The organism is Oscillospiraceae bacterium (genome assembly GCA_025757985.1).
GTDB lineage: Bacteria > Bacillota > Clostridia > Oscillospirales > Ruminococcaceae > Gemmiger.
On sequence record CP107210.1, the window covers coordinates 2814896 to 2837188 of the forward strand.

A 22293-nucleotide genomic window follows, 5' to 3' on the forward strand; every position below is an offset into this window, starting at 1 on the left:
AGGAGCAGAACGATGCGATTTTGGAGGCCGACACGGTGGTCGGCAGATAAAAGCATCAGACAAAAAAACAGGGTCGTGAACCGTTGCGGTTCACGACCCTGTTTTTGTACGATCTTACTTCGTGCCGAAGATACGGTCACCGGCATCGCCCAGACCGGGGACGATGTAGCCGTTCTCGTTCAGCTTCTCGTCCAGTGCGCCGACATAGATGTCCACATCGGGGTGGGCCTCATGCAGAGCCTTCAGACCCTGCGGGCAGCGACCAGACCGATGAACTTGATGTGCTTGGCACCGCGCTTCTTGATCTGGCCCGATGGCGTCGCAGGCGCTGCGCCGGTGGCCAGCATCGGGTCCAGAACAAAGACCTCGCGCTCATTGATGTCGCTGGGCAGCTTGCAGTAGTACTCGACCGGCACCAGCGTCTCCTCGTTGCGGTACATGCCGATGTGGCCGACCTTGGCAGCGGGAATCAGGTTCAGCATGCCGTCCACCATGCCGAGACCGGCGCGCAGGATGGGGACCAGCGCCAGCTTGCGGGCCGGCCAGAACCTTGGTGCGGGCCAGCGCCACGGGAGTTTCGACCTCGACCTCCTCGGTCGGCAGGTCGCGGGTGGCCTCATAGCAGAGCAGCATCGCAATCCTCGCTTACCAGATCACGGAACTCCTTGGTGCCGGTGTTGCGGTCACGCAGCAGGCTGATTTGTGCTGGATCAGGGGATGGTCAACAATTTCAACAACGCTCATGGTAGGATCTCCTTGCAATTCAAAATTATTCAGCCTGCAGGGCAGGCAATGTGAAACTTAGAGGTTCTCCAGCGCCATCATCTTGTCGATGCGCGTCTGGTGGCGGCCGCCCTCAAACTCAGCGTTCAGGAAGGCGTCCACGATCTTGCAGGCAAGGCCTGCGCCCACAACGCGGCCCGCCCATGCACAGGGCGTTGGCATTGTTGTGGCGGCGGGGTCAGCTCCGCGCTGAAGGTATCGCTGCAGCAGCATGCGCGGATGCCCTTCATCTTATTGGCACACATCGAGATGCCCACGCCGGTGCCGCAGCAGAGGATCGCCAGCGCACAGCTGCCGTCCTGCACGGCCCGGCAGCCCTTGACGGCATAGTCAGGGTAGTCCACGCTGGCGGTGGAGTCGGTGCCGAAATCCGTATAGGCCGATGCCCAGCTCGTCCAGATGGGCCTTGATGGCCTCTTTCAGCTCATAGCCGCCGTGGGTCGGCAGCCAGTGCGATCGGTTTGTCAAATTTCATTCTGATGCCCCTTTTGTTTTTTCCCGTTCCGCGCGCTCACGCTCGGCCTGACTCAGCCGGTGGTAGTCCGGCAGCAGCGCCGCAGGCGGCACACATTCGCCGTTCTCCCAAAGGGCCTTGGCGGCCAGCGCCACGCCCGCACCCCGCAAAAACCTGCAGGGCAGGGGGGCGTGCATGACCACGCCCGGAACACTCTTATATGTATTGTAACACAAAGTTGCGCCATCGCCAACAAAAAAGAGCGGTTTTTTACAGCTTTGGACAAAATTTTCCAGCTCTGTGACCGGTGCGGCGGCGTCCCTCGGTCAGGCGGCGGTGGCTTGCAAGGTCAAACGCGCCCCCAATAGACCTGCCCGGCGGCGGGCGTCCTGCGCGCCGATGACCGTCCCCTCGCCCGCAAGGCCCCAGGCCAGTGCGGCCATGGTGGACACCCCTGCGCAGGGCAGCTGACGCGGCAGTGCCAGCCCCTTGATGACGGTCAGCCCCGATGCGCAGTCCGGTAAAGCTGCCGGGGGCCGTTCGTGACGCCCAGCACATCCAGTTCGTCCATCGTCAGGCCGCTGGCTTTCAGCGCCGTGTCGATCATCGGCAGCAGCGTCTCGCTGTGGGTCAGGCCGTTGTTGCACTGTGCCTCATACAGCAGGGTGTCATCCCGCAGCACGGCCACGGCCGCTGTTTTGCCAGCGGTATCTACAGCTAGGATATTCATAGGATCACCTGTTTAAAAATGTAATAGAGTATAAAGCCTTCCCCCTTGGGGGAAGGTGCCCGAGGCCCCGCCCGAGGGCGGATGAGGGGCGAGTGCGCCGGGATTGCCCGTAAATGGGCTACAGAGGCAAGCTCCGCCCTCATCCGTCACCTTCGGTGACAGCTTCAGTCTCCGTGCCAAGTGCCGCCTACGGCGGTTGCACTCCGACACGCGCCTGCGGGCGCAGCCCCTCGGGGGAAGCCTTTATTGTATCGTAATCTTCCGCGTCGTTTCGTCCACCCGTTCAATGTGGATCTTGATGGGATTTTCCAGCGCCAGCAGCTCGGCGCAGTTCTCGCTCCACTCGCAGGCGACCACGGCACCCATGTCAAGGTAGTCATAGAACCCGGCGGCGGCCAGATCATTCTCGGTATGGATGCGGTAGAGGTCAAAATGCGCGAAGGGCCGCGGGCCGCGGTAATAGTTGACGATGGCAAAGGTCGGGCTGGACACCGGGTCGGTGCAGCCAAGCCCCTCGGCAATGCCCTGACAGAACGCGGTTTTGCCCGCGCCCCAGCCGCCGGTGAACGCGATCAGCGCGCCCGGGGGCAGTGTCCCCGGCAAGCGCGCGGCCGGCGGCAACGGTTTCCTCCCGCGAATGGGTCACAAATTCCTGCATAGGTACGCTCCCTGTCTGCGGCCGAATAAAGCGATGGCCGCACTCATATATATTATAGTACAGAAATCCCGATTTGTAAAATTTAATCTGTAACTTGGCAAGATCTGCCGCGATGCGGTATAATACTTACAGTTACAAAGTATCTGCAGGGGAGGGAGGCCGCCTATGTATCCGCTTATACGCCGGTATCTGCGCCGGGTAGATTTGTTTATGCTTGCTGCTCTGTGCGGCCTGCTCGGTGCTCAGCGTTGTGGTGCTGATGTCCATCGGCCAGACGCAGCTTGGGCTCCAACAACAAGGCCTCGGTCCAGCTTATTGCCAGCCTGCTGGGGATGATGCTTGCCGCTGTCTTTTCCACGGCAGACTACCATGCGCTGGCGCGGGCCTGGCCGCTGCATGGCGTGGTGGCGTGGGGGCTGGTGCTGCCCACCCTCTTTCTGCACAATGTCAACACCGGGCTTCTGACGGTCGGGCTACGACGCGGGCGGCACCTCCAACTACAGCTGGTACCGTGTGGGCGGCATGACCTTTCAGCCCGCCGAGCTGGCGAAAATCAGCTTTATCCTGACGCTGGCGCTGCATTTGAGCAGGGTGCGCGGGCAGGTGAACCGGCCGCGGAACCTGCTGCTTGTGCTGCTGCACATACTGCTGCCCGCTGCGGCCATCCACATACAGGGGGGATGACGGCACGGCGCTGGTATTTCTGGGCATCGGGTTTATTATGCTGTATGCGGGCGGGCTGTCCCACTGGCTGGCGGCCGGCGGGCTGGCGGCGGGCATCGTGGGCGGTGCGGCGCTGCTGGCGCTGCGCCCCGGGCTTTTAAAGGGTTACCAGTTCAAGCGGATTCTGGCGGTGCTGACGCGGACGATCCCGCGCTGGCGGACATCACCTACCAGCAGAACAAGGGTGCAATGGCCATTGGCACCGGCGGGCTGACGGGGCAGGGGCTGTTCTCCGGCGAGCATATCTTTGTGCCGAACGCATGGAACGATTTTATCTTTGCGTATCTTGCCAATGTGCTGGGGTTCCTCGGCGCGGCGGCGGTGCTGGTGCTGCTGCTGGCGCTCTGCCTGCGCACGCTGCAGACCCGGGCTGCGCTGCCCCGATGCGCTGGCTGCAATATCTGTGTCGGCATCTTTGCGGCGCTGTTTATGCAGTGCGTCATCAATCTTGGCATGAATTTACAGGTGCTGCCGGTCATCGGCGTGACGCTGCCGTTCTTCTCGGCAGGCGGGTCGAGCGTTGTCATGATGTATCTCTGCATCGGCATTGTGCTGAGCGTGGGCATGAACACAAGGCGCAGCAAGCTGGATCTGGATATGCAGCGGATCATATAAGTAAAGCGGGTGCTGTGCGGCACCCGCTTTTGTGTTATTCAGCAGCTTTGGGGTCAGGCGCGAACAAACCGGGGATAAGGCAGAGTGCCGCTGCGCCGACAACGATGAACACTGTGCGGGACAGCCAGCTCATACTGCCGCCCAGCAGCCAGCCCACGGCGTTGAAACCCCAGATGCCGTAAATGCCCCAGTTGATGCCGCCGATGATGGCAAGCAGCAGCAAAACCTTTTTAAAACAAGACATGGATGATCCCTCCTCTGTGGGAGAGTATGTGCGGATAACGGGAAAGTTATGCACATCCCCCGTTATCGCAAATTCGCCGTATGCCTTTGTAGGGGGGCGTCCCCGTCGCCCCGCAAGGCGACATGCCCTCCGTAGAAACTGCCGGGTGGTGCGTCTTGCAAAAGCAAGCACAGGACGTGTATAATCGACATAAAGGAAGGTGGGGCCGAGATGCTGGGGCTTTATCTGGAAGCACTGGAAAACAGCTCTGACGAAGAGCTGTTTACCCAAGTATATGAGCGTTGTAAGCGGCTGGTATATCACACGGCGTACAAGGTCGTGCAGGACAGCTATTTAGCTGAGGATGTGTTGCAGGAGGTTTTCTTGCAGCTGGCGAAAAATTTTACACGGGTCTATCGGGATGATGCACATAAAATGGCGGCGTATCTTGCCATCTGCGCCAAAAGCCGCGCCATTGACCTGCTGCGTGCGCAGCAGGAGACCGTAGGCGAAGAAGATACAGCACTTGACACCGTTGCGGATAATGCTCCGCTGCCGGAGGACGCTGTCATTGACGCGGAGAGCGCTGCGCAGTTGACAGCACTGCTGGAAAAACTTGCGCCAATTTACAAAGCACCATTGCAGTTGAAGGCGCTTGGCTATACGAACAGTGAAATCGCGTCAGCGCTGTGTTTAACGGAAAGCACCGTGCGTCAGCGCCTTGTGCGTGGGCGGAAAATTTTGTGGAAGGAACTGCACGATGGAAACAAATGAAACAAAAATTTTCTTCGACGCGGCTCTGGAAATGGCGTTGCGCGCCGAGATCGACCATGAACTAGCGCAGACACCATCCCCGGCGGAACTGAAACGGAAGTACCCCGATACGTCGCGCTGGGACGCGCGCTTGTACGCCGCCCTGAAAAGGCAGACACGGCACAGCCATATGCGCAAGCGGCTTGTGATGGTTTTGCTGGTGACAGCGCTGCTTGCGGCGGGCGTTTTTGCCGCAAACGCCGAACTGCGCCACGCAATTTACACAGCCGTTATACAATGGCTGCCGACCGAAATGCACCTGACTTATGAGACGGATGGCGATACGCTGACAGCTTTGCCGGAGGGGTTCACTGACCGCTACACGCCGCCGGGCTTTGTACTGGACGAGGTGCAGTATATCGACACGCCGGAAATGTTTTTCCATGGGTACGATGCCGAAAATGGGCAGAATTACATCGTGAGTTGCTATGCCATCGGACCAGTTGCGTCGGAGGAGATCATGGACAACGAACACACGGTCTACACTGAAACAACCGTCAACGACAAGCCCGCAACGTTGGGGACAAGTTCAAACTTTGACGGTTCGACAACTTATTATCTTTTTTGGGAGCAAGATGGTGTTGCGTGTACGGTGGTAGGAAATGTGTTACGTGAAGAATTACAGCGTGTGGCAGAGAATATAAACTGAGCAAAGGGCGTTTGTCTGTTTTTGACAAAACGCCCTTTGTTTTTTTGGTAAAAAGAGAGAAAGCAATAAAATCCTGTCACACAAAACCGGGCAGTTGCGTTGTACAGGCAGAAGGGAGCGTGAAGCGCATATGAAGAAGATCCTTGCAGGGGTGTGTCTTGCGGCGGTGTTGGGCGTTGCGGTTTGGCGCGCGCCGTGTACACAGTGGCAGTGCGACCGCATTGTCGACCGTGCGGTGGCGGAATACGGCATCGAGGTGCCAGACACAGCCGACTACAAAGCCTACGTCTGGCAAGAAACGCAGGCGCAGGGCTTGACGGCGCGCCAGCTGAAAGCGTGGTTCGCGGCGGACTTTGCCGATGCCCCCGAGCGCAAAGCCCTGAACGACGCCCGCACCGCCGACGAGTTTGTCAACACCGCTGGGGAAGCTATGGCCGTACTGCAGAAAATTAACGCTGAGCGGTACAAAAATTTTCAGTTGGGTGCGGGGAAATTTGCCGCGCGGGCGGATTACCTTGACACATTGCAGTTGGACAAGGCGGCCTTTAAAGCGCAGCTGGAACGCGAGCTGGACGAAGGGACGACAGGCGGGCTGGTAGAACGGCTGGGCATTGAAGATTGCGGCTGAAACGGGCGGTGAATTTTGAACGGGCGTCTGCCGCAATGTTGCCGGGCGGCATATATGCCGCCCCTACAGTATGCCGTGAACGGACGGTTTGTAGGGGACGCATATGCGTCCCGTGGCACCCTGCGGCAGCCGGAAACTTCCCCGGAGCGGTCAAGACCGCTCCCTACAGAGCACCCGTGAACGACATTTTGTAGGGAGCTTGCCCCCTCCGAGTACACAAAAAAGCACCGCCCATGCCAATCCCGGCATGGGCGGTGTTTGTATTGCAATTAGTTCTTCAGCGCCTGCATCGGGGCGGGGATGCGGCCGCCGCGGTGGATCATGACCGCAGGGCTGTACTGGCTGATCGGCATGATGGGCGCGTGACCCAGCAGACCGCCGAAGTCCAGCACATCGCCGGCCTTGTGGCCGATGGCGGGGATAACGCGCACAGCAGTGGTCTTGCTGTTCACCATGCCGATGGCGGCCTCATCCGCAATCAGGCCGCTGATGACCTCGGCGCTCGTGTCGCCGGGGATGACCACCATGTCGATGCCGACCGAGCAGACGGCCGTCATGGCTTCGAGCTTTTCCAGCGTCAGGCTGCCGCAGTTGGCGGCGTTGATCATGCCGTCATCCTCCGACACGGGGATGAACGCGCCGGACAGGCCGCCTACATGGTTGGACGCCATGACGCCGCCCTTCTTGACGGCATCGTTCAGCAGGGCCAGGCATGCCGTGGTGCCGCAGCAGCCGCAGCTTTCAAGGCCCATCTCCTCCAGAATGTTCGCCACGCTGTCGCCGATGGCGGGCGTGGGTGCCAGCGACAGGTCAATGATACCGGCCGGCACACCCAGCCGCTCGCTGGCAAGGCTTGCCACCAGCTGGCCCAGACGGGTGATCTTGAAGGCGGTGCGCTTGACCAGCTCGGCTACCTCGTCCATCGGGGCGTCCTTCGGCAGCTTGGCCAGCGCGGCGCGCACGGCACCCGGGCCGGAAACGCCGACATGGATCTCGCAGTCCGGCTCGCCCGCGCCGTGGAACGCGCCCGCCATAAACGGGTTGTCCTCGGGCGCATTGCAGAAGACGACCAGCTTGGCATCGCCCATGCACATGTTGTCCTTCGTCAGCTCGGCGGTCTCGCGCACGACCTCGCCCATCAGTTTGACGGCGTCCATGTTGATGCCGGACTTGGTGGAGCCAATATTGACGCTGGAGCATACAATATCGGTCTCTGCCAGCGCGCGGGGGATTGCGGCAATCAGCCGCTTGTCGCCCGCAGAAAAGCCCTTATGCACCAGCGCGCCGAAGCCGCCGATGAAGTTGACCCCCACAGCCTTGGCTGCGCGGTCCAGCGTTTTGGCGTACTGCACAGGGTCGGCGTCGGGCGCGGCGCCCAGCAGCATGGCAATGGGCGTTACGCTGATGCGCTTGTTGACGATGGGGATGCCGTACTCCTCGCTGATGCCGTTCACAACAGGGACGAGATTGCCCGCCAAGCGGGTGATCTTGTTGTAGATCTTCTCACATGCCTTGTCAGGGTCCGGGTCGATGCAGTCCAGCAGGCTGATACCCATCGTGACGGTGCGGACATCGAGATTCTCGGCGGTGAGCATCTCGATCGTTTCCATAATGTCGCGGCTGTTGATGATCCTCATAGCGCAGCCCCCTTAAATCGTGTGCATGGCGTCAAAGACTTCCTGACGGGTCACAGTGACCTGCATACCCATCTCCTTGCCCAGCGCAGTAAAGCGGTCGCGCACAGCGGCGGCCTCGGCAGTGGCCTTGCTCAGGTCCACCAGCATGATCATGCAGAACATATCCTGCATGATGGACTGGGAGACATCCTCGATGTTGATGTTCAGTTCGGCGCAGACCGCGCTGACTTTGGCAACGACACCCACGGTGTCCCGGCCGATAACGGTGATAACAGCTTTCATAATATGACCCCCTCTGAATACTGTCCGGCAGGGATGCAGGGGGCGGCGTCCTCGACGCCCCGCCCCAGTGTTCAACCGGATTAGAGTTATTATAACAAAGTTTGCAGTAGGAGTAAAGAATATAACGAAAAGTAATACTTTTTGAGCGGGCAGCTGCCTGCGGGGCGTCGGGGACGCCGCCCCCTACCGTAGTTCCGTAGGGGCGGATTCCATATCCGCCCGCGGGACCTGACGGCGGCGGTTATGTCCGCGGCTTTTAGGCGAACAGTCAACAAGCTGCCGCTTTGTAGGGGCCGCACATGTGCGGCCCGCAACTGTACGGCGGGCGACCGCTTGCCTTTCACGCGCGGGCCGGGCATGCCCGGCCCCTACAGGGCGTCGGAAATGTCAAAACTCCGCCGAATGTTCCCCGGCGCGTACATCGTCCCGCTGCAGCTCGGCCAGCAGCTCGTCCTCGCCGCCCTGCAAAAGCAGCTTTTGGCTGTACTGCTCAAAGCGCTCGCAGTCGTTCTCGGCCAAAAACGGGGCCGAGTCGGGGCCAAGAGCCAGCTCGTTGACAAAGACGACCATCTCCTGCCCGTCCTCGAACGCCTGCTCCATAAAGTCAAAGGCAAATTCCAGCGCGTTCGCGGCGGCGGAAACAGCCTCCTCGCGGCGCTGCACCTGACTGTTGAAGCCGCTGCGCACCGTGTCGAACGCATCGTCCGGGTCCAGCCCGTTGTCAAGCTGGTGGCCCCACGCTGTCAGCAGGGCAGCGGTGCGGGTGCGGGCGGCAGCCTCATCGGGCAGCAGGCTGCCGGCACGCTTGTCGGCCTCCAGCCGCTCGCGGTAGCGGTCGCGCTGCTCGGCAAACAGGTCGGCGGGGTCCGCCTCGGCCTGCTGGCCCAGCGCCCGCTTAAAGCTGCGCAGCTGCTGGTAGCAGGCGTCTGTTACGGCACCTGCGGCGCGTGCGGCGGCAAAGCGGGTGTTCAGCCCCGCCAGCAGCAGGCTTACCAGACTGATGCGCTCATCGAAGCCGGCATCCATCGCGCGGGCAACCACGGCGTCAAACGGCTTGCCCTGCAGAATATCCTCGACACCGTAGTCCTGATGATACTTGCGGTACAGCACCCAGTAGGCGGCAAAATCCCGCGATACCTCGGGGTGGCGCAGGTATTGGGCGATCACGCCCTCGTCCACGGGCAGCCCCAGCGTGTCGGCTGCCTGCAGATAGGCAGAAAGATCCTCCCAGCCGCGCGCGGTCACGAACTGCACGCCGTCCACATCGGTCTCGATCTTGTAAAAGTGCTGGGGGCGCAGCTCCAGATAGGCGGTCACGGCGGGGTGCAGCCGGTGGGCGCGGGCATAGTCCTGCCAGACGCTCAGCTTCGGCTCAATGTCGATGCGCCGCACACGGTCGAGCGTTACAAGGTCAAACTCCCGCACGCTCTTGTTGTACTCCGGCGGGTTGCCGGCGGCCACGATGACCCACCCCTCCGGCACGGCCTGATTGCCGAAGGTCTTGCACTGCAGGAACTGCAGCATTGTGGGGGCCAGCGTCTCGCTGACGCAGTTGATCTCATCAATAAACAGGATGCCGTGCTGCTTGCCGGTGCGCTCCATCGCAGCGTACACGCTGGCGATGATCTCGCTCATCGTGTACTCGGTCACGCTGCGGGTCTTGCCGCCGAAATTCCGCTCCCGGATAAAGGGCAGGCCGACAGCGCTCTGCCGCGTGTGGTGGGTGATGGTGTAAGCCACCAGCGCAATATCGCACTCCTGCGCGATCTGCTCCATGATCTGGGTCTTGCCGACACCCGGCGGGCCCATCAGCAGTATAGGGCGCTGCCGCACGGGCGGTATCAGCGGGCGGCCGATGTCATCCGCTGCCAGATACGCCTGCACGGCGCGTTTGATTTCCTCTTTGGCGCGTTGAATATCCATAGTTCATCGTCCTTTCGGGTCGGTGTCGGGGGTAAACTCCTCCGGCTGCAAAACCAGGCGCATGGCCCAGGGGGGCACATCGGGCGGCGGGGTGCCGTCCTCCAAAAACAGAAAAGCAACCTCAAACGGCGGGCGCTTGGCCGGGTAGATGCCCTTGCCGTCGGTAAAGTAAAGCACGCCCTGCAGGTCGCGCAGCGACCCCTCGCGGCGCAGCGCGGCAATGCGGGCAAACGCGGGGCGGAAGTCCGTTCCGCCGCCGCCCACCAGCGTGAACCGGGCAGTGTAGCGGTCCCAGCGCGTCCAGATCGGTGAGCCATGTTTCCTCGCGCACGGCGTTGTCCGCCTGCATGACAAGGATGCGGCATTTGCGGAAAAAGCTGTCCTGACTGGTCAGCAGGGCAAAGGTCTCCTTCAGGAAGGACTTCACCAGCTCACCGGCTGTGGACTCACTGGTGTCCACAACAATGACGAAGTCGCGTATCTTTTTTACCTCGCGGCTTTCCAGCGGCTCAATCAGCGGCAGCTTGCCGTAGGTGCGCAGGCCGTAGCTGTAAAAGCCAAGGTCAAACTCATCGGGGTCAAGGTGCGGCTCCTCATGCCAGACGGCGAACCGGCGCAAAAAATCCTTGTAGGTGCGGCGGCTGCGTCCGGCCTGCAGCTGTGCCTGCAGTGCCTGGGCGGTGGTGTCCTGCCCGGCGCGGCGGCCGTTTTCCTCCATGCTTAGCTCTGTCTGGCGGCCCCAGATCCTCCCACTGCCTGCCCTGCATCTGGGCTTCGGGGCTGTCGGGGTCGGCAGGCCACAGGCGGTGGCTGTCGGTATAAAATTCCCGCTGCCATTTGTTCAGGGTGTCGGCATCGGTTTTTGCCAGCACGCGGTAGATCGGCCCGGCGGCCAAAAACCGGCATTGTGTGCGCAGCTGCGCATAGCATTGCTGCCGCACCCAGCCAACGGGGCGCTTTGCAGCGGGGGTGTTCAGGGCGTCCAGCGTGCTTTCCACCGCAATATCACAGGCGAGGCCCCACAGGTCGGGGTCGCGCTTATCCCGCAGCCAGAGATGGCGGAAGATGCAGTGGAACAGGCTGTGCAGGTAGGCGCGCGGCAGGTAGCGGCGGTTTTTGCGGTAGGTGTCCAGCAGCCATGCGGTGGGGTAGTACAGCCGCCCGCCGTCCGTGGCAAAGCTGCTGCCGCCCTGCTGCGGGGCAGGGGGCAGCGCACCCAGCGCCGCAGTCAGGTAGCGCTGGTCCAGATACAGCTCACCGCGCAGCTGTTCCATCACCCGTCGTGCCATGGTCTGCTCCCACTCGGTCTGGGTCTGGATATGCTTGGACATTAAGACACCTTCTTTCACTGCTGAATGTAGGGGCCGGGCACCTTCCGCCGCCGCAAACGGCCGCGGCGGCCAGAGGGCTGGCCGCCCTACGACCCCACATCAAATCCGTGTGTAGGGCGGGGTGCCCTCACCCCGCCGAAGCTTACCGCCATATCCCGTTTCCCCATCGCCGCCCTGTAGGGGCCGGGCATGCCCGGCCCGCAGCTTACCGCCATATCCCTTTTACAATCAATCCGTAGGGGAGGGATTCATCCCCGCCGACCCCTGCAACGGCGCTACAGGTCATCAAAGCTGTATGATTTTTTCGCTCGTTTGGCGCGGCCCAACAAAATCGCGGCCCCGGCGCTCCAACCGGCGCGGGCGCAGTAGGCGGCGGCCTCGGCGGTGGGCAGCCCTAAGCCGACCAGCAGCCGCAGGGCGGCCTCGTCCCGGGTGTCGATGGCAAGGCGGAACGCGGCCGCCGGGTGGGCACGCAGGTAAAATTCATAGTCGGCGCGGGCCTGCCCGCCCAGCGCAAACGGCAGCACCAGCCGCCCCAGCGCCAGCCGGCAGAGCGCACCCTCGCCCTCGCCGACACAGGCCTGCGCAAAGGACGCATCGAACGCGGCGTAGTCCACCGCACCGGCCGCCGTAAAGCATTGCCGCATCCGGTAACCCTCGCCCTCAATGTTATGGTTGAAGATGTGCGCGGGCGTGTTCTCATCAAGAAATTCGGAATATTCGGGGGTAAAACAGCCGTGCGCCGTCAAATTCTGCGGTGATGTCGGCGCTGATGGCCCCCAGCAGCTTTTTCAGGCCGGTGGGGGGCATCGGGCGCGGCGCGCAGGCACAGCCGCGCAAGGCTGCGGCAGTTCGTGAACAGGTCGCTGCCCAGCCCCTCGACCCCGGCCCCAAGGCTGAGGCGGCGCAGGCGGCGGCAGTTGTAAAACGCCGCGCTGTGCAGGGTGCGCACCGTGTCGGGCAGGGTGACCTCCTCCACAAAATTGCCGGTGATCTCATGGGTGTCGGCCCCGCTGCGCCGCGCCCCGGCCTTGACCGGCTTGTCGGCAAAGCAGTACGGCCCAATTTCGGTGACAGGCAGACCCTCCACGGTTTCCGGCACGGCAGGGCAGGGGCTGTCCCCCAGCACCCGCAGCACCCGGGCCCCCGCAGCGCACGGCTCCCATATGATCGACATGAAATCACTCCTTTACAGGGCATTATAGCATAGAACCCCCTTAAACGCAAAAGAAAAACCACCGCCGCCGCACAGGAATTGCGGAGGCGGTGGCTGGTAAAAAAAAATCCCGCCACCGGGTAAGGGTGGCGGGGAAGATGGTGCGAGTTTAGGGGGTTGAGGAGCTACCGTCATCAATAGAATTGTTTAAAGGTTTCTTGCTTTCTTCGATCTCATAAGTTCCATTTTCTGCCGTATAGGTGCAGGTGTATACACCGTCATTGAATTTTACAAAGACTAGTTTACCATTCTCGTCAAATTTCGCAGTAAATGTCGCTTTCGGATTTGTATCAAACACCTCTGCCAGCTTTTTGATTTCGGTAATATGCTTGCCTTCATAGGAGGGTGAACTAGAGGAAATACTGGGTATAGAGAACCAATCGGCTGGTAGTTGCTTCTCCCAACCCTCGCCATGTGCGGTGGCTAGTTCAGTTTGGACAGCCATAACGACCATGCGAGTCTCGGCAACAATCTTTTTCTCTTTTGCCTTGTCGATGTACCCTGTCAGCGCCGGGATCAGCAGGGCGGCCAGTATGGCCAGAATGACCAATACTACGATTAACTCAACAAGCGTAAAACCTTTTTTGTTTTTTACTTTTGCAAACACACTATTTCCTCCGTTTTTCCGCGGGATTTTTCAGCGGACGGGTTATGTATCGTTATTTTATAATATGTGTCATACTTTGTCAACCGTGCGGCGAAAACACAGCAGGTTATGTGATGTTGGGTGTGTATGCAAGCCGTGATTTGGGCAGGGGGAGGCTGGGAAAACTTCCCCCTCATCCGGCCCTGCGGGGCCACCTTCCCCCAAAGGGGGAAGGCTTGGAGAGCATAAAAAATCCCGCCACCGGATACAGTAGCGGGATTTAACAGATTTCTAATTAGTTGACTACAACAGTGCCCGCATAAGTAGGTGCAGTATCAGGCTTTTCCACCGTGTAGGTAGAGCTGGATGCAGTGTAAACACAAGTATAAGTGCCATTGCAATAGCTGACACTTTTTACAGCTCCGTTAGTGCCTACCTCTGCCTGAAAACTTGCTGTACCGGTAAGGCCCTTCACCTCCGCAAGTTTAACAATTTCATCGTACATGGCTTTCTCGGCGGTGTTGGCAGTACCATCTTTGTTTGCAATTGTACCAGTGGGAATAGCACCGGTGCTGCCTTTAGCACCGTAATAGGTGCTTGCTTCAGTCTGTACGGCCATAACAATCATACGAGTTTCGGCAACAACCTTCTCTTTGTTTGCCTTGTCAATATATCCGGTTAGAGCGGGAATGAGCAGGGCAGCCAGAATGGCCAGAATAACCAGAACAACGATCAGCTCCACCAGCGTGAAGCCCTTCTTGTTCTTGAGGTTACGAATTTTCTCGAACATAATAAATCCTCCACAATTCATTTTTGGGGGCACTCCACCCCTAATTGTCTTACTTCTAGTTTACCATGGTATTTATTTTTTTCAATCGCTGCAGCAAAACAATGCAAAAAATGCACGAAATTTGCCGTAATCCCATAGCATTGTTGGGCGAAATAACAAGTTGCGGCGCTGCACAACGCTGTGCCGTTGCTTTTGTGCAAAAAAAACTGCCCGGTGCGGCAAAATTTTCGCATAAAATCGCATGTATATTGCCTGATTTGTTGCAAATTCACACAAAACCGTGCCCCGGCGGGGCGGGGTTGCATTGTGCGGGGAAATAGCATAGAATAGGGGAAGTGTGAGAAAGCGAGTGTGCTATGAGAAGTCTAAAACAAACGGATATTCTGACCGGCAGCATCCCCAAGCAGCTGCTGCTCTTCTTTTTGCCGATCTGGTTCGGCACGCTGTTCCAGCAGCTGTACAACACAGCGGATACGCTGATCGTCGGCAACTTTGTGGGCACAAACGCGCTGGCGGCGGTGGGGGCCACGGGCGCTTTCGTCAATTTGCTGGTGGGGCTGTTTGTCGGCCTGTGCAGCGGCGCGGGCGTTGTCATTGCCCAAAGCTGGGGCGCGCATGACCCCGAGGCTGTGGACCGGCAGGTACACACGGCGCTTGTGCTCAGCGTGGGGCTGGGCGCACTGCTGACGGTGCTTGGCTTTGCAAGCGCCACGCCGATGATGCGCCTGATGGGAACCCCGGAGGAGATCCTTGCGGATTCGGCGCTGTATCTGCGCATCTATTCCCTTGGCATGATCCCCCAGATGCTCTACAACATGGGTACCAATATCCTGCGTGCCATCGGCGATTCCAAGCGGCCGCTCTACTTTTTGATCGCGGCCTCACTCGTCAATATCGTGCTGGATGTCGTGTTTATTGCGGTGTTCGGCTGGGGCGTGGCGGGCGCGGCGCTGGCCACTGTGCTAAGTCAGGTCGCCAGCGCGGTGCTGACGCTGCGCTGCATCGCCGGGTCCGAGGGCACGCCGTGGCATATCCGGGCGGAAAAGCTGCGCCTGCACACCGAGGTGCTGGCCGCCATCTGCATGATCGGCATCCCGGCGGCGGCCCAGAGCGCCATGTACAATGTCAGCAATATGCTGATCCAGAGCAGCATGAACAGCTTCGGCACCAGCACCATCGCGGCGTGGGGCGTCTACGGCAAAATCGACTTTGTATTCTGGATGACGATCAACTCGCTGGGCATTGCGATCACGACCTTTGCGGGGCAGAACTTCGGTGCGCGACAGTACGACCGCGTGCGCAACGGCGTGCGGGTCTGCATGGCGATGGCGGCGGGTGTCACGCTGGTCATCAGCGCGGTATTCTACAACGCGGCCGAGCCGCTGTTCCGGCTGTTCAGTCAGGACGATGCGGTCATTGCGGTGGGCGTGGGCATGATGCATGTGCTGACGCCGGTCTACATTACCTATATCAGCATCGAGGTGCTTTCCGGTGCGCTGCGCGGCTGCGGCGATGTGCGGGTGCCGACGCTGATCACGGTGTTCTTCGTCTGCGGCCTGCGTGTGCTGTGGCTGACCCTGATGGTGCCGCGGTATCATACCATCGCCGCGGTGGAGCTTAGCTACCCGCTGACATGGACGCTGGCCTCGCTGCTTTTTATCCTTTACTACAAGCGCGGCGGCTGGCTCAACCGCTGCAAGGCAGCGAAGGGACTGGAGTAAGTAAAACAGCCGACCCCTTTGCGGGGTCGGCTGTTGTTATGCGCCGCGCTCGGTCTGCAGCGTTTGGATAAACTGCACCGGGTCAATGATGCGGCTGCCATCGGTGCCGGTGGCGGCGGTGGAGAGCAGGTACTGCATCATTTCCTCGCCCGTCAGGGTGGGGTCCACCTGCCAGCCCAGCGCCATGACCCCGGCGCAATAGGGGATGCCCCAGCTCAGGCCACCGTGCCCATCGTGGGTGTAGCTGTACTGCCCGGCGGTGTATTCCTCGGCCACCGTGCGGTAGGAGCAGGGCAGCGCAAGGGTGTTGCTGCCGGTTTCTGCGCGTTCGTCACTGTCCGCAAAGCCGGTCCGGCAGGCGGCGGGATTGTCCCGGTCATTCCGGGCAAGGACGGCAGGGTAAGGTACAAGGCGGGTTTTTTCCACGCCTGCGCCCTCCGCGGTCAGGACCAGAAGCCCGGCCTGCTCGGCACGCGCCACGGCGGCATCCCAGAGGTCGGCGTTTTGGAACATCTCTGCGTTGCCCGGTGCGGCGGAAACCGAAACGACCCGGATCTTCTCGCCATCTGGCAGTGCTTCGTTCTGCGCAACCACCCAGTCCAGCGCCTCGGCGGCATAGCGGCTGTCCATCAGCCAAGAGGGCCAGGCCGCATAGTAAAGGGTTGCATCCGGCGCAATGCCGATGGATTCGCCCGCAAACAGGCTGGCCACGGCCGGGCCATGCATCGAGGAGGTCTCCCCCTCGCAGCCGGTATCATAGTAGGCGGCGATGCGCCCGGACAATTCGGGGTGGTCGGTCAGCAGCGGCTGGTCGATAATGGCGGCGCGCACGCCCTTGCCGGTGATGCCCTGCGCCTGCAGGCCGCGCACCCCCAGCCCGGGGTCCTTATCTTCCTCCAGAAGTGCGGCGGCCTCGTCCTCGGCCCCCGCAAAGACGGTGCCGGTGTTGTAGGTGTAGGTATACAGGTCCTCGGCCGTGTATTCGCCCGGCTGGTAGGTCTGTTGGGCGTACTCGTCCAGCCAGGGCAGATAGCGCAGGTCGCTGTACGGCGCAGCCGGTTCGGCGGGCGGGGCGGGGGTTTCGGCGGGTGTCGGCTCCGGCGCAGCGGTGGGCGCGGCGGCAGGGGCTGCGGACTCGGCAGTGCCGCAGGCCGTCAGCCACAGCGCCAGCAGGCAGAGCGGCAGCATTGCGGTGCGGTTCATGGTGGACCTCCTTCTCTATATTTAGGCTATCAAAAAGCTTTCCCGGAAAATGCGTTGTTGCGCTAAGTTGGCGGGCGGCCATTAGTCGCCCCTACAAGTTCTGTTTGTTGCAAAAAGCCCGGTCTGTCCCCCGGAAAGCGGGGGTAGATCGGGCTTTATTACAGGGCTTACAGCTTGAAGCTGTCCTTCAGTGTGACGATGCGGTTGTAGACGCCCTCGTGCTTGCTGTCCGGCGTAAAGTAGCCGTTGCGCACGAACTGGAAGCGGTCGCCGGGCTTGGCGTCCTTCAGGCTCTCCTCCAGCTTGGCACCCTGCAGCACCTTGACGCTGTCGGGGTTCAGATAATCCTTGAAGTCGGCATCATCGGGGATGCCGTTCATGTTGGCCTCGGTGAACAGCTTATCATACAGCTCGGCTTCAGCCTCGATGCAGTGGGCGCAACTGACCCAGTGGATCGTGCCGCGCACCTTGCGGCCGTCGGCGGGGTTGCCGTTGCGGGTCTCAAGGTCGGCCTCGGCGTGGATGGCCACGACCTTGCCGTTCTCGTCCTTGTCCACGCCGGTGCAGCGGACAAGGTACGCACCCATCAGGCGGACCTCGCTGCCCAGCGTCAGGCGCTTGAACTTCGGCGGCGGTACCTCAAAGAAGTCGCTGTTCTCGATCCACAGCTCCTTGGTAAAGGCCACGGGGCGGGTGGTGGTATCGTTCGCATCGCGGTTCGGGTTGTTGGGCAGGTCAAAATACTCGCACTGGTCGGCGGGGTAGTTGTCGATGATGAGCTTGACAGGCTCCAGCACGGCCACACGGCGCTGGGCGTTCAGCTCCAGCTCGGCGCGCAGCACGGCCTCCAGCTGGCGCATATCCACAAGGTTATCCGCCTTGGAGATGCCGGCGTCCTTAACGAACTTGAAGATGCTCGTCGGCGTGTAGCCGCGGCGGCGCAGACCGGACAGGGTCGGCATACGGGGGTCATCCCAGCCGTCCACGATGTTCTTCTCGACCAGCTCGCGCAGGTAGCGCTTGCTCATGACGGTGTTCGTCACATTCAGGCGGGCAAACTCGCGCTGCTTGGGAAACTCTTTGCCGAACAGGTTCGTGATGACCCAGTCGTACAGCGGGCGGTGGTTCTCAAACTCAAGGCTGCACAGGCTGAAGGTGATGCCCTCGATGGCGTCCTGAATGGGGTGCGCAAAGTCGTACATCGGGTAGATGCACCACTTGTCGCCCTGACGGTGATGCTCGACATGCTTGATGCGGTAGATAGTCGGGTCGCGCATGTTCATGTTCGAGCTGGCAAGGTCGATCTTGGCGCGCAGCGTTTTTTCGCCGTCCGCAAACTCACCAGCGCGCATACGGCGGAACAGGTCGAGGTTTTCCTCGGGCGTGCGGTCGCGGTAGGGGCTGGGGCGGCTGGGCTTGCCGGCGTCGTTGCCGCGGTACTCCTGCATCTGCTCGCGGGTCAGGTCATCGACATAGGCCTTGCCCTCTTTGATGAGCTGCTCGGCGTACTCATAGCAGCGCTCAAAATAATCGCTGCCGTAGAAAATGCCGCCGTTCGGCTCGGCACCCAGCCACTTCAGGTCCTGCAGGATGCTCTGCACATACTCGTCACCCTCGCGGGCGGGGTTCGTGTCGTCAAACCGCAGGTTGAACAGGCCGTCGTAGTGCTTGGCGATCGTGTAGTTGATGAAGATCGCCTTGGCGGAGCCGATATGCAGGTAGCCGTTCGGCTCCGGCGGGAAACGGGTATGCACAACATCGACCTTGCCCTCGGCGAGGTCGGCGTCGATAATATCCGTCAAAAAGTTGGAAAATTTCTCTTCTGCCATGATTACACCCCAAAAATTGTAAGCGACCCCCGCAGACGGCGGCGCTTTTTATTTATTTTCCTATTATACAATGCCGTTTCCTATTTAGCAAGAGCCAAAAACTTGCTCTCACCTACTGTTATTTATAAAAGCTTTGTGCTATAATCAATACTGATTTACAATGCCTAGGGGACTGCTGTCCCTACTACAAGCCTTAGCCACGAAAGGGGGCATCCCTATGCCGACCCCGAATGACCGCGGACCGCGCCGTCCGCGCACGAATACAAGCTATCACATGGAAGGGGACTGGGCCGTCCCCGACCGGGAGCAGGCAGCGCCGCCACCGCAGCGCCGCACCCCCACGCAGGAGCAGCGCCGGGCCGCCGCCCGCAGCCGCAGAGAGCTGCGCCGCAGACGCCGCCGCCTTGCCTTTGCGGGGACGGTGTGCGGTATCCTTGTGCTGTCCGGTGTCATCACGGCGGTGCTGCCCAAGAGCGCCAAGGGGGAGCCGGAGACCCCCGCCGCCACGGCGGAGCCGAGCAGCACCCGGCTGGTGGCCCCCGTGCCCTACGGCGGCGCAGGGGAGAGCAGCGCCGCTGCCCCGGCATTGAACTGGGGTACCGTAGGCCCGCAGCGCCAGACGGCGGACGGCGGCTACACCTACACGGCGCTGCCGCAAAAGCCGGCCGCCCTGCCGGAGTTTGGCCGGGTGGATACCAGCTGGTTTGCGGACGCTGCATTTTTGGGCGATTCGCTGACAGCGGGCTTCTGCGTCAATGAGTACAATATTGATGTGGGCGGCGCGCTCGTCTGCGGGTATGAGGGCATCAGCCCCAACACCATCGTCAACCGCACGACCGTCTCAAGCCCCGACCGCGGCGAGGAGGTCCCGCTGGATGTGCTGACTGCCGCCCAGCCCGCCAAGCTGTATATCCTAATCGGCACAAACGCGCTGGTCCAGCCCGGCAATGATGACAGCTTTCTGGCCTACTACGGCAAAATGCTGGACGAGCTGCGCACGGCGCTGCCCAACACGGCATTCTATGTGCAGTCGGTCCTGCCCGCCACGCAGGAGAAGATCGGCGATACGCTGCCCGGCCTTGCGCCTGACCGGCTGGCGGTCATCAACGCGGCCATCCAGCAGCTCTGTGCCGAGCGCGGCTGCTATTACCTTGACCTGAACGCCGAGTTTGCCGATGCTGCAGGCTGCCTGATGACAGACTTTGCCCAGCCTGACGGCGTACACCTTACAGTGTCGGGCTACAGCCGGTGGGTCAGCTACCTCTGCACCCATCTGCCCTACAGCAAAAACAATCCCTATCAGGCCGGCAGCACCTACTATCTGAGCGAGGATATGAAAAACCTGCTGGCGGACATCCCGTAATGCACAGGCGATAGGATCGCCGAAGGAGCCATTCATGCCCAACCAAAACGAACGACCCAAGTACACGGACCCGGATCACCCCTACTCCGGCAGCGGCCCGCGCTACCAGAACAACTACAACCGCAGCGAATACCACGCCGGGGACGGCCCGTTCCAGTTCCCGTGGTGGGCCATTGTCATCGGCTTTGTGGTATGGTGGCCGCTGGGATTCATCTTCATCGGACTGAATAGCGCCATGAAGAACGGCAAGCTCGGCGGCTTTGAGGAAAAGGCCCGGGTGCGCACACAGAGCTTTGGCCGTGTCAACACAACACCGGTCTATGATGCCGAGGTGCGCCCCCTCAACGACAGCGCGCTGCGCCGCAGCGCCGACCCCGGCGCGCAGCCGGCCGCCAAAAGGCTGAAGGGCGCGGCGCTGGCCACCGGCCTGACGGTGGCGGGCGTGCTGCTGCTTATCTGCGCGCTGGCGGCGCTGCCCGATGCCATCTACTGGCTGCCCGAGGCCCTGACGGAGGGCGGCAGCTATTGGACCTGGCTGGTCGAGGATTCGATGCCGATGCTGATGTCGCTGACCGGCGGCATCGGCTGCCTGTTCGGCGGCTGGCACATCCGCACCTCCCGCCGGATGCGCCGCAAGATCGACAAGATCGTCGGCGATGCAAAGTATATGTACATTCAGGACATTGCCGATGCACTGCCCTGCAGCTATGACAAGTGCTGCAAGCATCTGGAAAACTGCATTGACGAGGGGCTGTTCGGCCCCGATGCCTATCTGGACATGCGCTGCAAATGTCTGGTGGTCAGCCAGCGCCCGCCCGAGCCGACGCCCGCCCCCGCCCCGAAGCCCGAAAAGCAGCCTGAAAAGCAGACCGATATGCCCGAGCGGGACCAGTACAAGAAGATATTGGACGAGCTGCGCCGGGTCAACGATGCCATCCCCGATGAGGAGATGAGCGACAAGATCAGCCGGCTGGAAGCGGTCTCGGCCAAAATTTTTGAGCAGGCCAAGTCCGACCCCGACAAGCTGCCCCAGATGCGCAAGTTCATGGATTACTACCTGCCCACCTCGCTCAAGTTGTTGAACACCTACGCCGAGCTGGATAATCAGGGCGTGGAAGGGGAGAACATTTCGGAGTCAAAGCGCCGCATTGAGCAGACGATGGACACGCTGGTCAAGGCGTTTGAGAACCAGCTTGACCGCCTGTTTGCCAGCGATGCGCTGGATGTCAGCACCGACATTGATGTCATGCAGAACATGCTGCGCGCCGACGGCCTGACGGACGATACCCCGTTTAAGTTGTAATGTTAAGGAGCCAATTACCCCATGTCGAAATCCACCCAGGGTCAGCTGCATAACAGCTGGCACAATTTCTCGAAATACCGCCCGCTGATCCGCGAGCTGGTGACCCGTGACCTCAAGGTCAAATACCGCCGCAGCGTGCTGGGCTATGTGTGGAGCATCCTAAACCCGCTGCTTATGATGCTGCTGCAGACGCTTGTGTTCTCCTATATGTTCCGGTTCGACATCCCGAACTTCCCGCTGTACCTGATCTGCGGCAATACCCTGTTCAACTTTTTTAACGAAAGCACCAACATGGGCATGGGCAGCGTGCTGGGCAATGCGTCCCTGATCAAAAAGGTGTACATTCCCAAATTCATCTTCCCCATCAGCCGCGTCATGTCCAGCTTTGTCAACCTGCTGTTCAGCCTTGCGGCGATCGTGCTGGTCATGGTGATCACCCGCTCGCCGTTTTACTGGACGATCCTGCTCGTCTGGGCGCCGCTTTTGCTGCTGCTGGTGTTCTGCGCCGGCATGGCGGTGCTGCTCAGTGCGCTGGCGGTCTACTTCCGGGATCTGCAATACCTGTACGGCATCCTGACAATGGCATGGATGTACGCCACGCCGCTGTTTTACCCCATCTCGGCGCTGCCGCCGTTCATGGTGCCGGTCATCAAGCTCAACCCGCTGTACCATTATATCAACTGTATGCGGTGCCTCGTCATGTACGGCACGGTGCCCGGCCCCAACACATGGTTTGCCTGCATCGGCAGTGCGCTCGTCATGATGGGCGTGGGGCTTGCGGCCTTCCGCAAGCTGCAGCGCAATTTTATTCTGTATCTGTAAGGAGTTTCCCC

The 22293-nt window shown here is 60.7% G+C and carries 26 protein-coding genes and 3 pseudogenes; 11 read left to right on the forward strand and 18 right to left on the reverse strand.

Annotated elements, in window-relative coordinates:
* Positions 1 to 114 precede the first annotated feature (114 nt).
* The 6 genes and pseudogenes from upp to OGM67_13305 form a co-directional block, all read right to left on the reverse strand.
* Positions 115 to 744 (reverse strand): annotated as a pseudogene (gene upp / locus OGM67_13280) (uracil phosphoribosyltransferase).
* Positions 745 to 801: 57 nt separating this feature from the next.
* Positions 802 to 1230, reverse strand: a pseudogene (gene rpiB, locus OGM67_13285) (ribose 5-phosphate isomerase B).
* Positions 1231 to 1254: 24 nt separating this feature from the next.
* Positions 1255 to 1473 (reverse strand): hypothetical protein, encoded by a 219-nt coding sequence (locus OGM67_13290; GenBank protein ID UYJ34512.1) that lies wholly within the window; start codon positions 1471 to 1473, stop codon positions 1255 to 1257.
* 263 nt (positions 1474 to 1736) lie between these two features.
* Positions 1737 to 1967, reverse strand: coding sequence for a hypothetical protein (locus OGM67_13295; protein UYJ34513.1), 231 nt, complete (start codon positions 1965 to 1967; stop codon positions 1737 to 1739).
* Between the two features lie 243 nt (positions 1968 to 2210).
* Positions 2211 to 2625 (reverse strand): annotated as a pseudogene (gene tsaE, locus OGM67_13300) (tRNA (adenosine(37)-N6)-threonylcarbamoyltransferase complex ATPase subunit type 1 TsaE).
* A gap of 208 nt (positions 2626 to 2833) precedes the next feature.
* Positions 2834 to 2983 carry a hypothetical protein gene (locus tag OGM67_13305; protein ID UYJ34514.1) on the reverse strand — a complete coding sequence of 50 codons (150 nt, stop codon included), beginning with the start codon at positions 2981 to 2983 and terminating at the stop codon, positions 2834 to 2836.
* Between the two features lie 164 nt (positions 2984 to 3147).
* Here OGM67_13305 and OGM67_13310 point away from each other — a divergent pair, with 164 nt between their 5' ends.
* From OGM67_13310 to OGM67_13320, 3 genes are read left to right on the forward strand one after another with little or no spacing between them, the layout of a single operon-like run.
* Entirely contained in the window at positions 3148 to 3309 is a 162-nt protein-coding gene (locus OGM67_13310; protein ID UYJ34515.1) for a hypothetical protein, read from the forward strand.
* Positions 3310 to 3346: 37 nt separating this feature from the next.
* Entirely contained in the window at positions 3347 to 3562 is a 216-nt protein-coding gene (locus OGM67_13315; protein ID UYJ34516.1) for a hypothetical protein, read from the forward strand.
* Positions 3538 to 3963, forward strand: a complete 426-nt coding sequence (locus tag OGM67_13320; GenBank protein UYJ34517.1) for an FtsW/RodA/SpoVE family cell cycle protein — start codon at positions 3538 to 3540, stop codon at positions 3961 to 3963. The genes OGM67_13315 and OGM67_13320 overlap by 25 nt, the downstream gene beginning before the upstream one ends.
* Positions 3964 to 3997: 34 nt before the next feature.
* Here OGM67_13320 and OGM67_13325 read toward each other — a convergent pair whose 3' ends face one another.
* Entirely contained in the window at positions 3998 to 4207 is a 210-nt protein-coding gene (locus OGM67_13325; GenBank protein UYJ34518.1) for a DUF378 domain-containing protein, read from the reverse strand.
* Positions 4208 to 4417: 210 nt separating this feature from the next.
* Between OGM67_13325 and OGM67_13330 the strand changes: the two genes are divergently transcribed.
* The 3 genes from OGM67_13330 (at position 4418) to OGM67_13340 (ending at position 6276) form a co-directional block, all read left to right on the forward strand.
* Positions 4418 to 4960 (forward strand): sigma-70 family RNA polymerase sigma factor, encoded by a 543-nt coding sequence (locus OGM67_13330; protein ID UYJ34519.1) that lies wholly within the window; start codon positions 4418 to 4420, stop codon positions 4958 to 4960.
* On the forward strand, positions 4947 to 5648 hold the full coding sequence (locus OGM67_13335) for a DUF4367 domain-containing protein (protein ID UYJ34520.1): 702 nt from the start codon (positions 4947 to 4949) through the stop codon (positions 5646 to 5648). The genes OGM67_13330 and OGM67_13335 overlap by 14 nt, the downstream gene beginning before the upstream one ends.
* A 130-nt stretch (positions 5649 to 5778) precedes the next feature.
* Positions 5779 to 6276, forward strand: coding sequence for a hypothetical protein (locus OGM67_13340; protein UYJ34521.1), 498 nt, complete (start codon positions 5779 to 5781; stop codon positions 6274 to 6276).
* A gap of 269 nt (positions 6277 to 6545) precedes the next feature.
* On the opposite strand, the gene OGM67_13345 is transcribed toward OGM67_13340, so the two are convergent.
* From OGM67_13345 to OGM67_13385, 9 genes are all read right to left on the reverse strand, one after another.
* A complete protein-coding gene (locus tag OGM67_13345) occupies positions 6546 to 7913 on the reverse strand; it encodes a PFL family protein (protein ID UYJ34522.1) in 1368 nt (455 codons plus the stop codon).
* Positions 7914 to 7925: 12 nt separating this feature from the next.
* Positions 7926 to 8195, reverse strand: coding sequence for an ACT domain-containing protein (locus OGM67_13350; protein ID UYJ34523.1), 270 nt, complete (start codon positions 8193 to 8195; stop codon positions 7926 to 7928).
* Positions 8196 to 8582: 387 nt separating this feature from the next.
* Positions 8583 to 10118 (reverse strand): ATP-binding protein, encoded by a 1536-nt coding sequence (locus tag OGM67_13355; protein ID UYJ34524.1) that lies wholly within the window; start codon positions 10116 to 10118, stop codon positions 8583 to 8585.
* A 3-nt stretch (positions 10119 to 10121) separates the two neighbouring features.
* Positions 10122 to 10295: a hypothetical protein gene (locus OGM67_13360; GenBank protein UYJ34525.1), complete on the reverse strand. Its 174-nt coding sequence runs from the start codon at positions 10293 to 10295 to the stop codon at positions 10122 to 10124.
* Positions 10296 to 10711: 416 nt separating this feature from the next.
* The gene (locus OGM67_13365; protein UYJ34526.1) at positions 10712 to 11449 is read right to left on the reverse strand and encodes a hypothetical protein; all 738 of its coding nucleotides are present in this window, start codon (positions 11447 to 11449) and stop codon (positions 10712 to 10714) included.
* Positions 11450 to 11724: 275 nt separating this feature from the next.
* Entirely contained in the window at positions 11725 to 12198 is a 474-nt protein-coding gene (locus OGM67_13370; GenBank protein UYJ34527.1) for a hypothetical protein, read from the reverse strand.
* Entirely contained in the window at positions 12195 to 12626 is a 432-nt protein-coding gene (locus OGM67_13375; GenBank protein UYJ34528.1) for a leucine-rich repeat domain-containing protein, read from the reverse strand. The genes OGM67_13370 and OGM67_13375 overlap by 4 nt, the downstream gene beginning before the upstream one ends.
* A 148-nt stretch (positions 12627 to 12774) precedes the next feature.
* Positions 12775 to 13272 (reverse strand): prepilin-type N-terminal cleavage/methylation domain-containing protein, encoded by a 498-nt coding sequence (locus OGM67_13380; GenBank protein ID UYJ34529.1) that lies wholly within the window; start codon positions 13270 to 13272, stop codon positions 12775 to 12777.
* Positions 13273 to 13546: 274 nt separating this feature from the next.
* The gene (locus OGM67_13385; GenBank protein ID UYJ34530.1) at positions 13547 to 14041 is read right to left on the reverse strand and encodes a prepilin-type N-terminal cleavage/methylation domain-containing protein; all 495 of its coding nucleotides are present in this window, start codon (positions 14039 to 14041) and stop codon (positions 13547 to 13549) included.
* 65 nt (positions 14042 to 14106) lie between these two features.
* On the opposite strand from OGM67_13385, the gene OGM67_13390 reads away from it, so the two are divergent.
* Together OGM67_13390 and OGM67_13395 are read left to right on the forward strand one after the other, a co-directional pair.
* A complete protein-coding gene (locus tag OGM67_13390; protein ID UYJ34531.1) occupies positions 14107 to 14361 on the forward strand; it encodes a hypothetical protein in 255 nt (84 codons plus the stop codon).
* A 36-nt stretch (positions 14362 to 14397) separates the two neighbouring features.
* Complete coding sequence (locus tag OGM67_13395) at positions 14398 to 15762, forward strand: MATE family efflux transporter (protein UYJ34532.1); 1365 nt, start codon at positions 14398 to 14400, stop codon at positions 15760 to 15762.
* Between the two features lie 36 nt (positions 15763 to 15798).
* Here OGM67_13395 and OGM67_13400 read toward each other — a convergent pair whose 3' ends face one another.
* Positions 15799 to 16965, reverse strand: a complete 1167-nt coding sequence (locus OGM67_13400; protein ID UYJ34533.1) for a S8/S53 family peptidase — start codon at positions 16963 to 16965, stop codon at positions 15799 to 15801.
* A 167-nt stretch (positions 16966 to 17132) separates the two neighbouring features.
* Positions 17133 to 18794 carry a glutamine--tRNA ligase/YqeY domain fusion protein gene (locus tag OGM67_13405; GenBank protein ID UYJ34534.1) on the reverse strand — a complete coding sequence of 554 codons (1662 nt, stop codon included), beginning with the start codon at positions 18792 to 18794 and terminating at the stop codon, positions 17133 to 17135.
* A gap of 217 nt (positions 18795 to 19011) precedes the next feature.
* Here OGM67_13405 and OGM67_13410 point away from each other — a divergent pair, with 217 nt between their 5' ends.
* Genes OGM67_13410 through OGM67_13420 form a run of 3 tightly spaced genes read left to right on the forward strand, consistent with a single transcriptional unit; the run spans position 19012 to position 22282 of the window.
* Complete coding sequence (locus OGM67_13410; GenBank protein UYJ34535.1) at positions 19012 to 20157, forward strand: GDSL-type esterase/lipase family protein; 1146 nt, start codon at positions 19012 to 19014, stop codon at positions 20155 to 20157.
* Between the two features lie 34 nt (positions 20158 to 20191).
* A complete protein-coding gene (locus tag OGM67_13415; protein ID UYJ34536.1) occupies positions 20192 to 21460 on the forward strand; it encodes a 5-bromo-4-chloroindolyl phosphate hydrolysis family protein in 1269 nt (422 codons plus the stop codon).
* A 21-nt stretch (positions 21461 to 21481) separates the two neighbouring features.
* A complete protein-coding gene (locus tag OGM67_13420; GenBank protein UYJ34537.1) occupies positions 21482 to 22282 on the forward strand; it encodes an ABC transporter permease in 801 nt (266 codons plus the stop codon).
* Positions 22283 to 22293 lie beyond the last annotated feature (11 nt).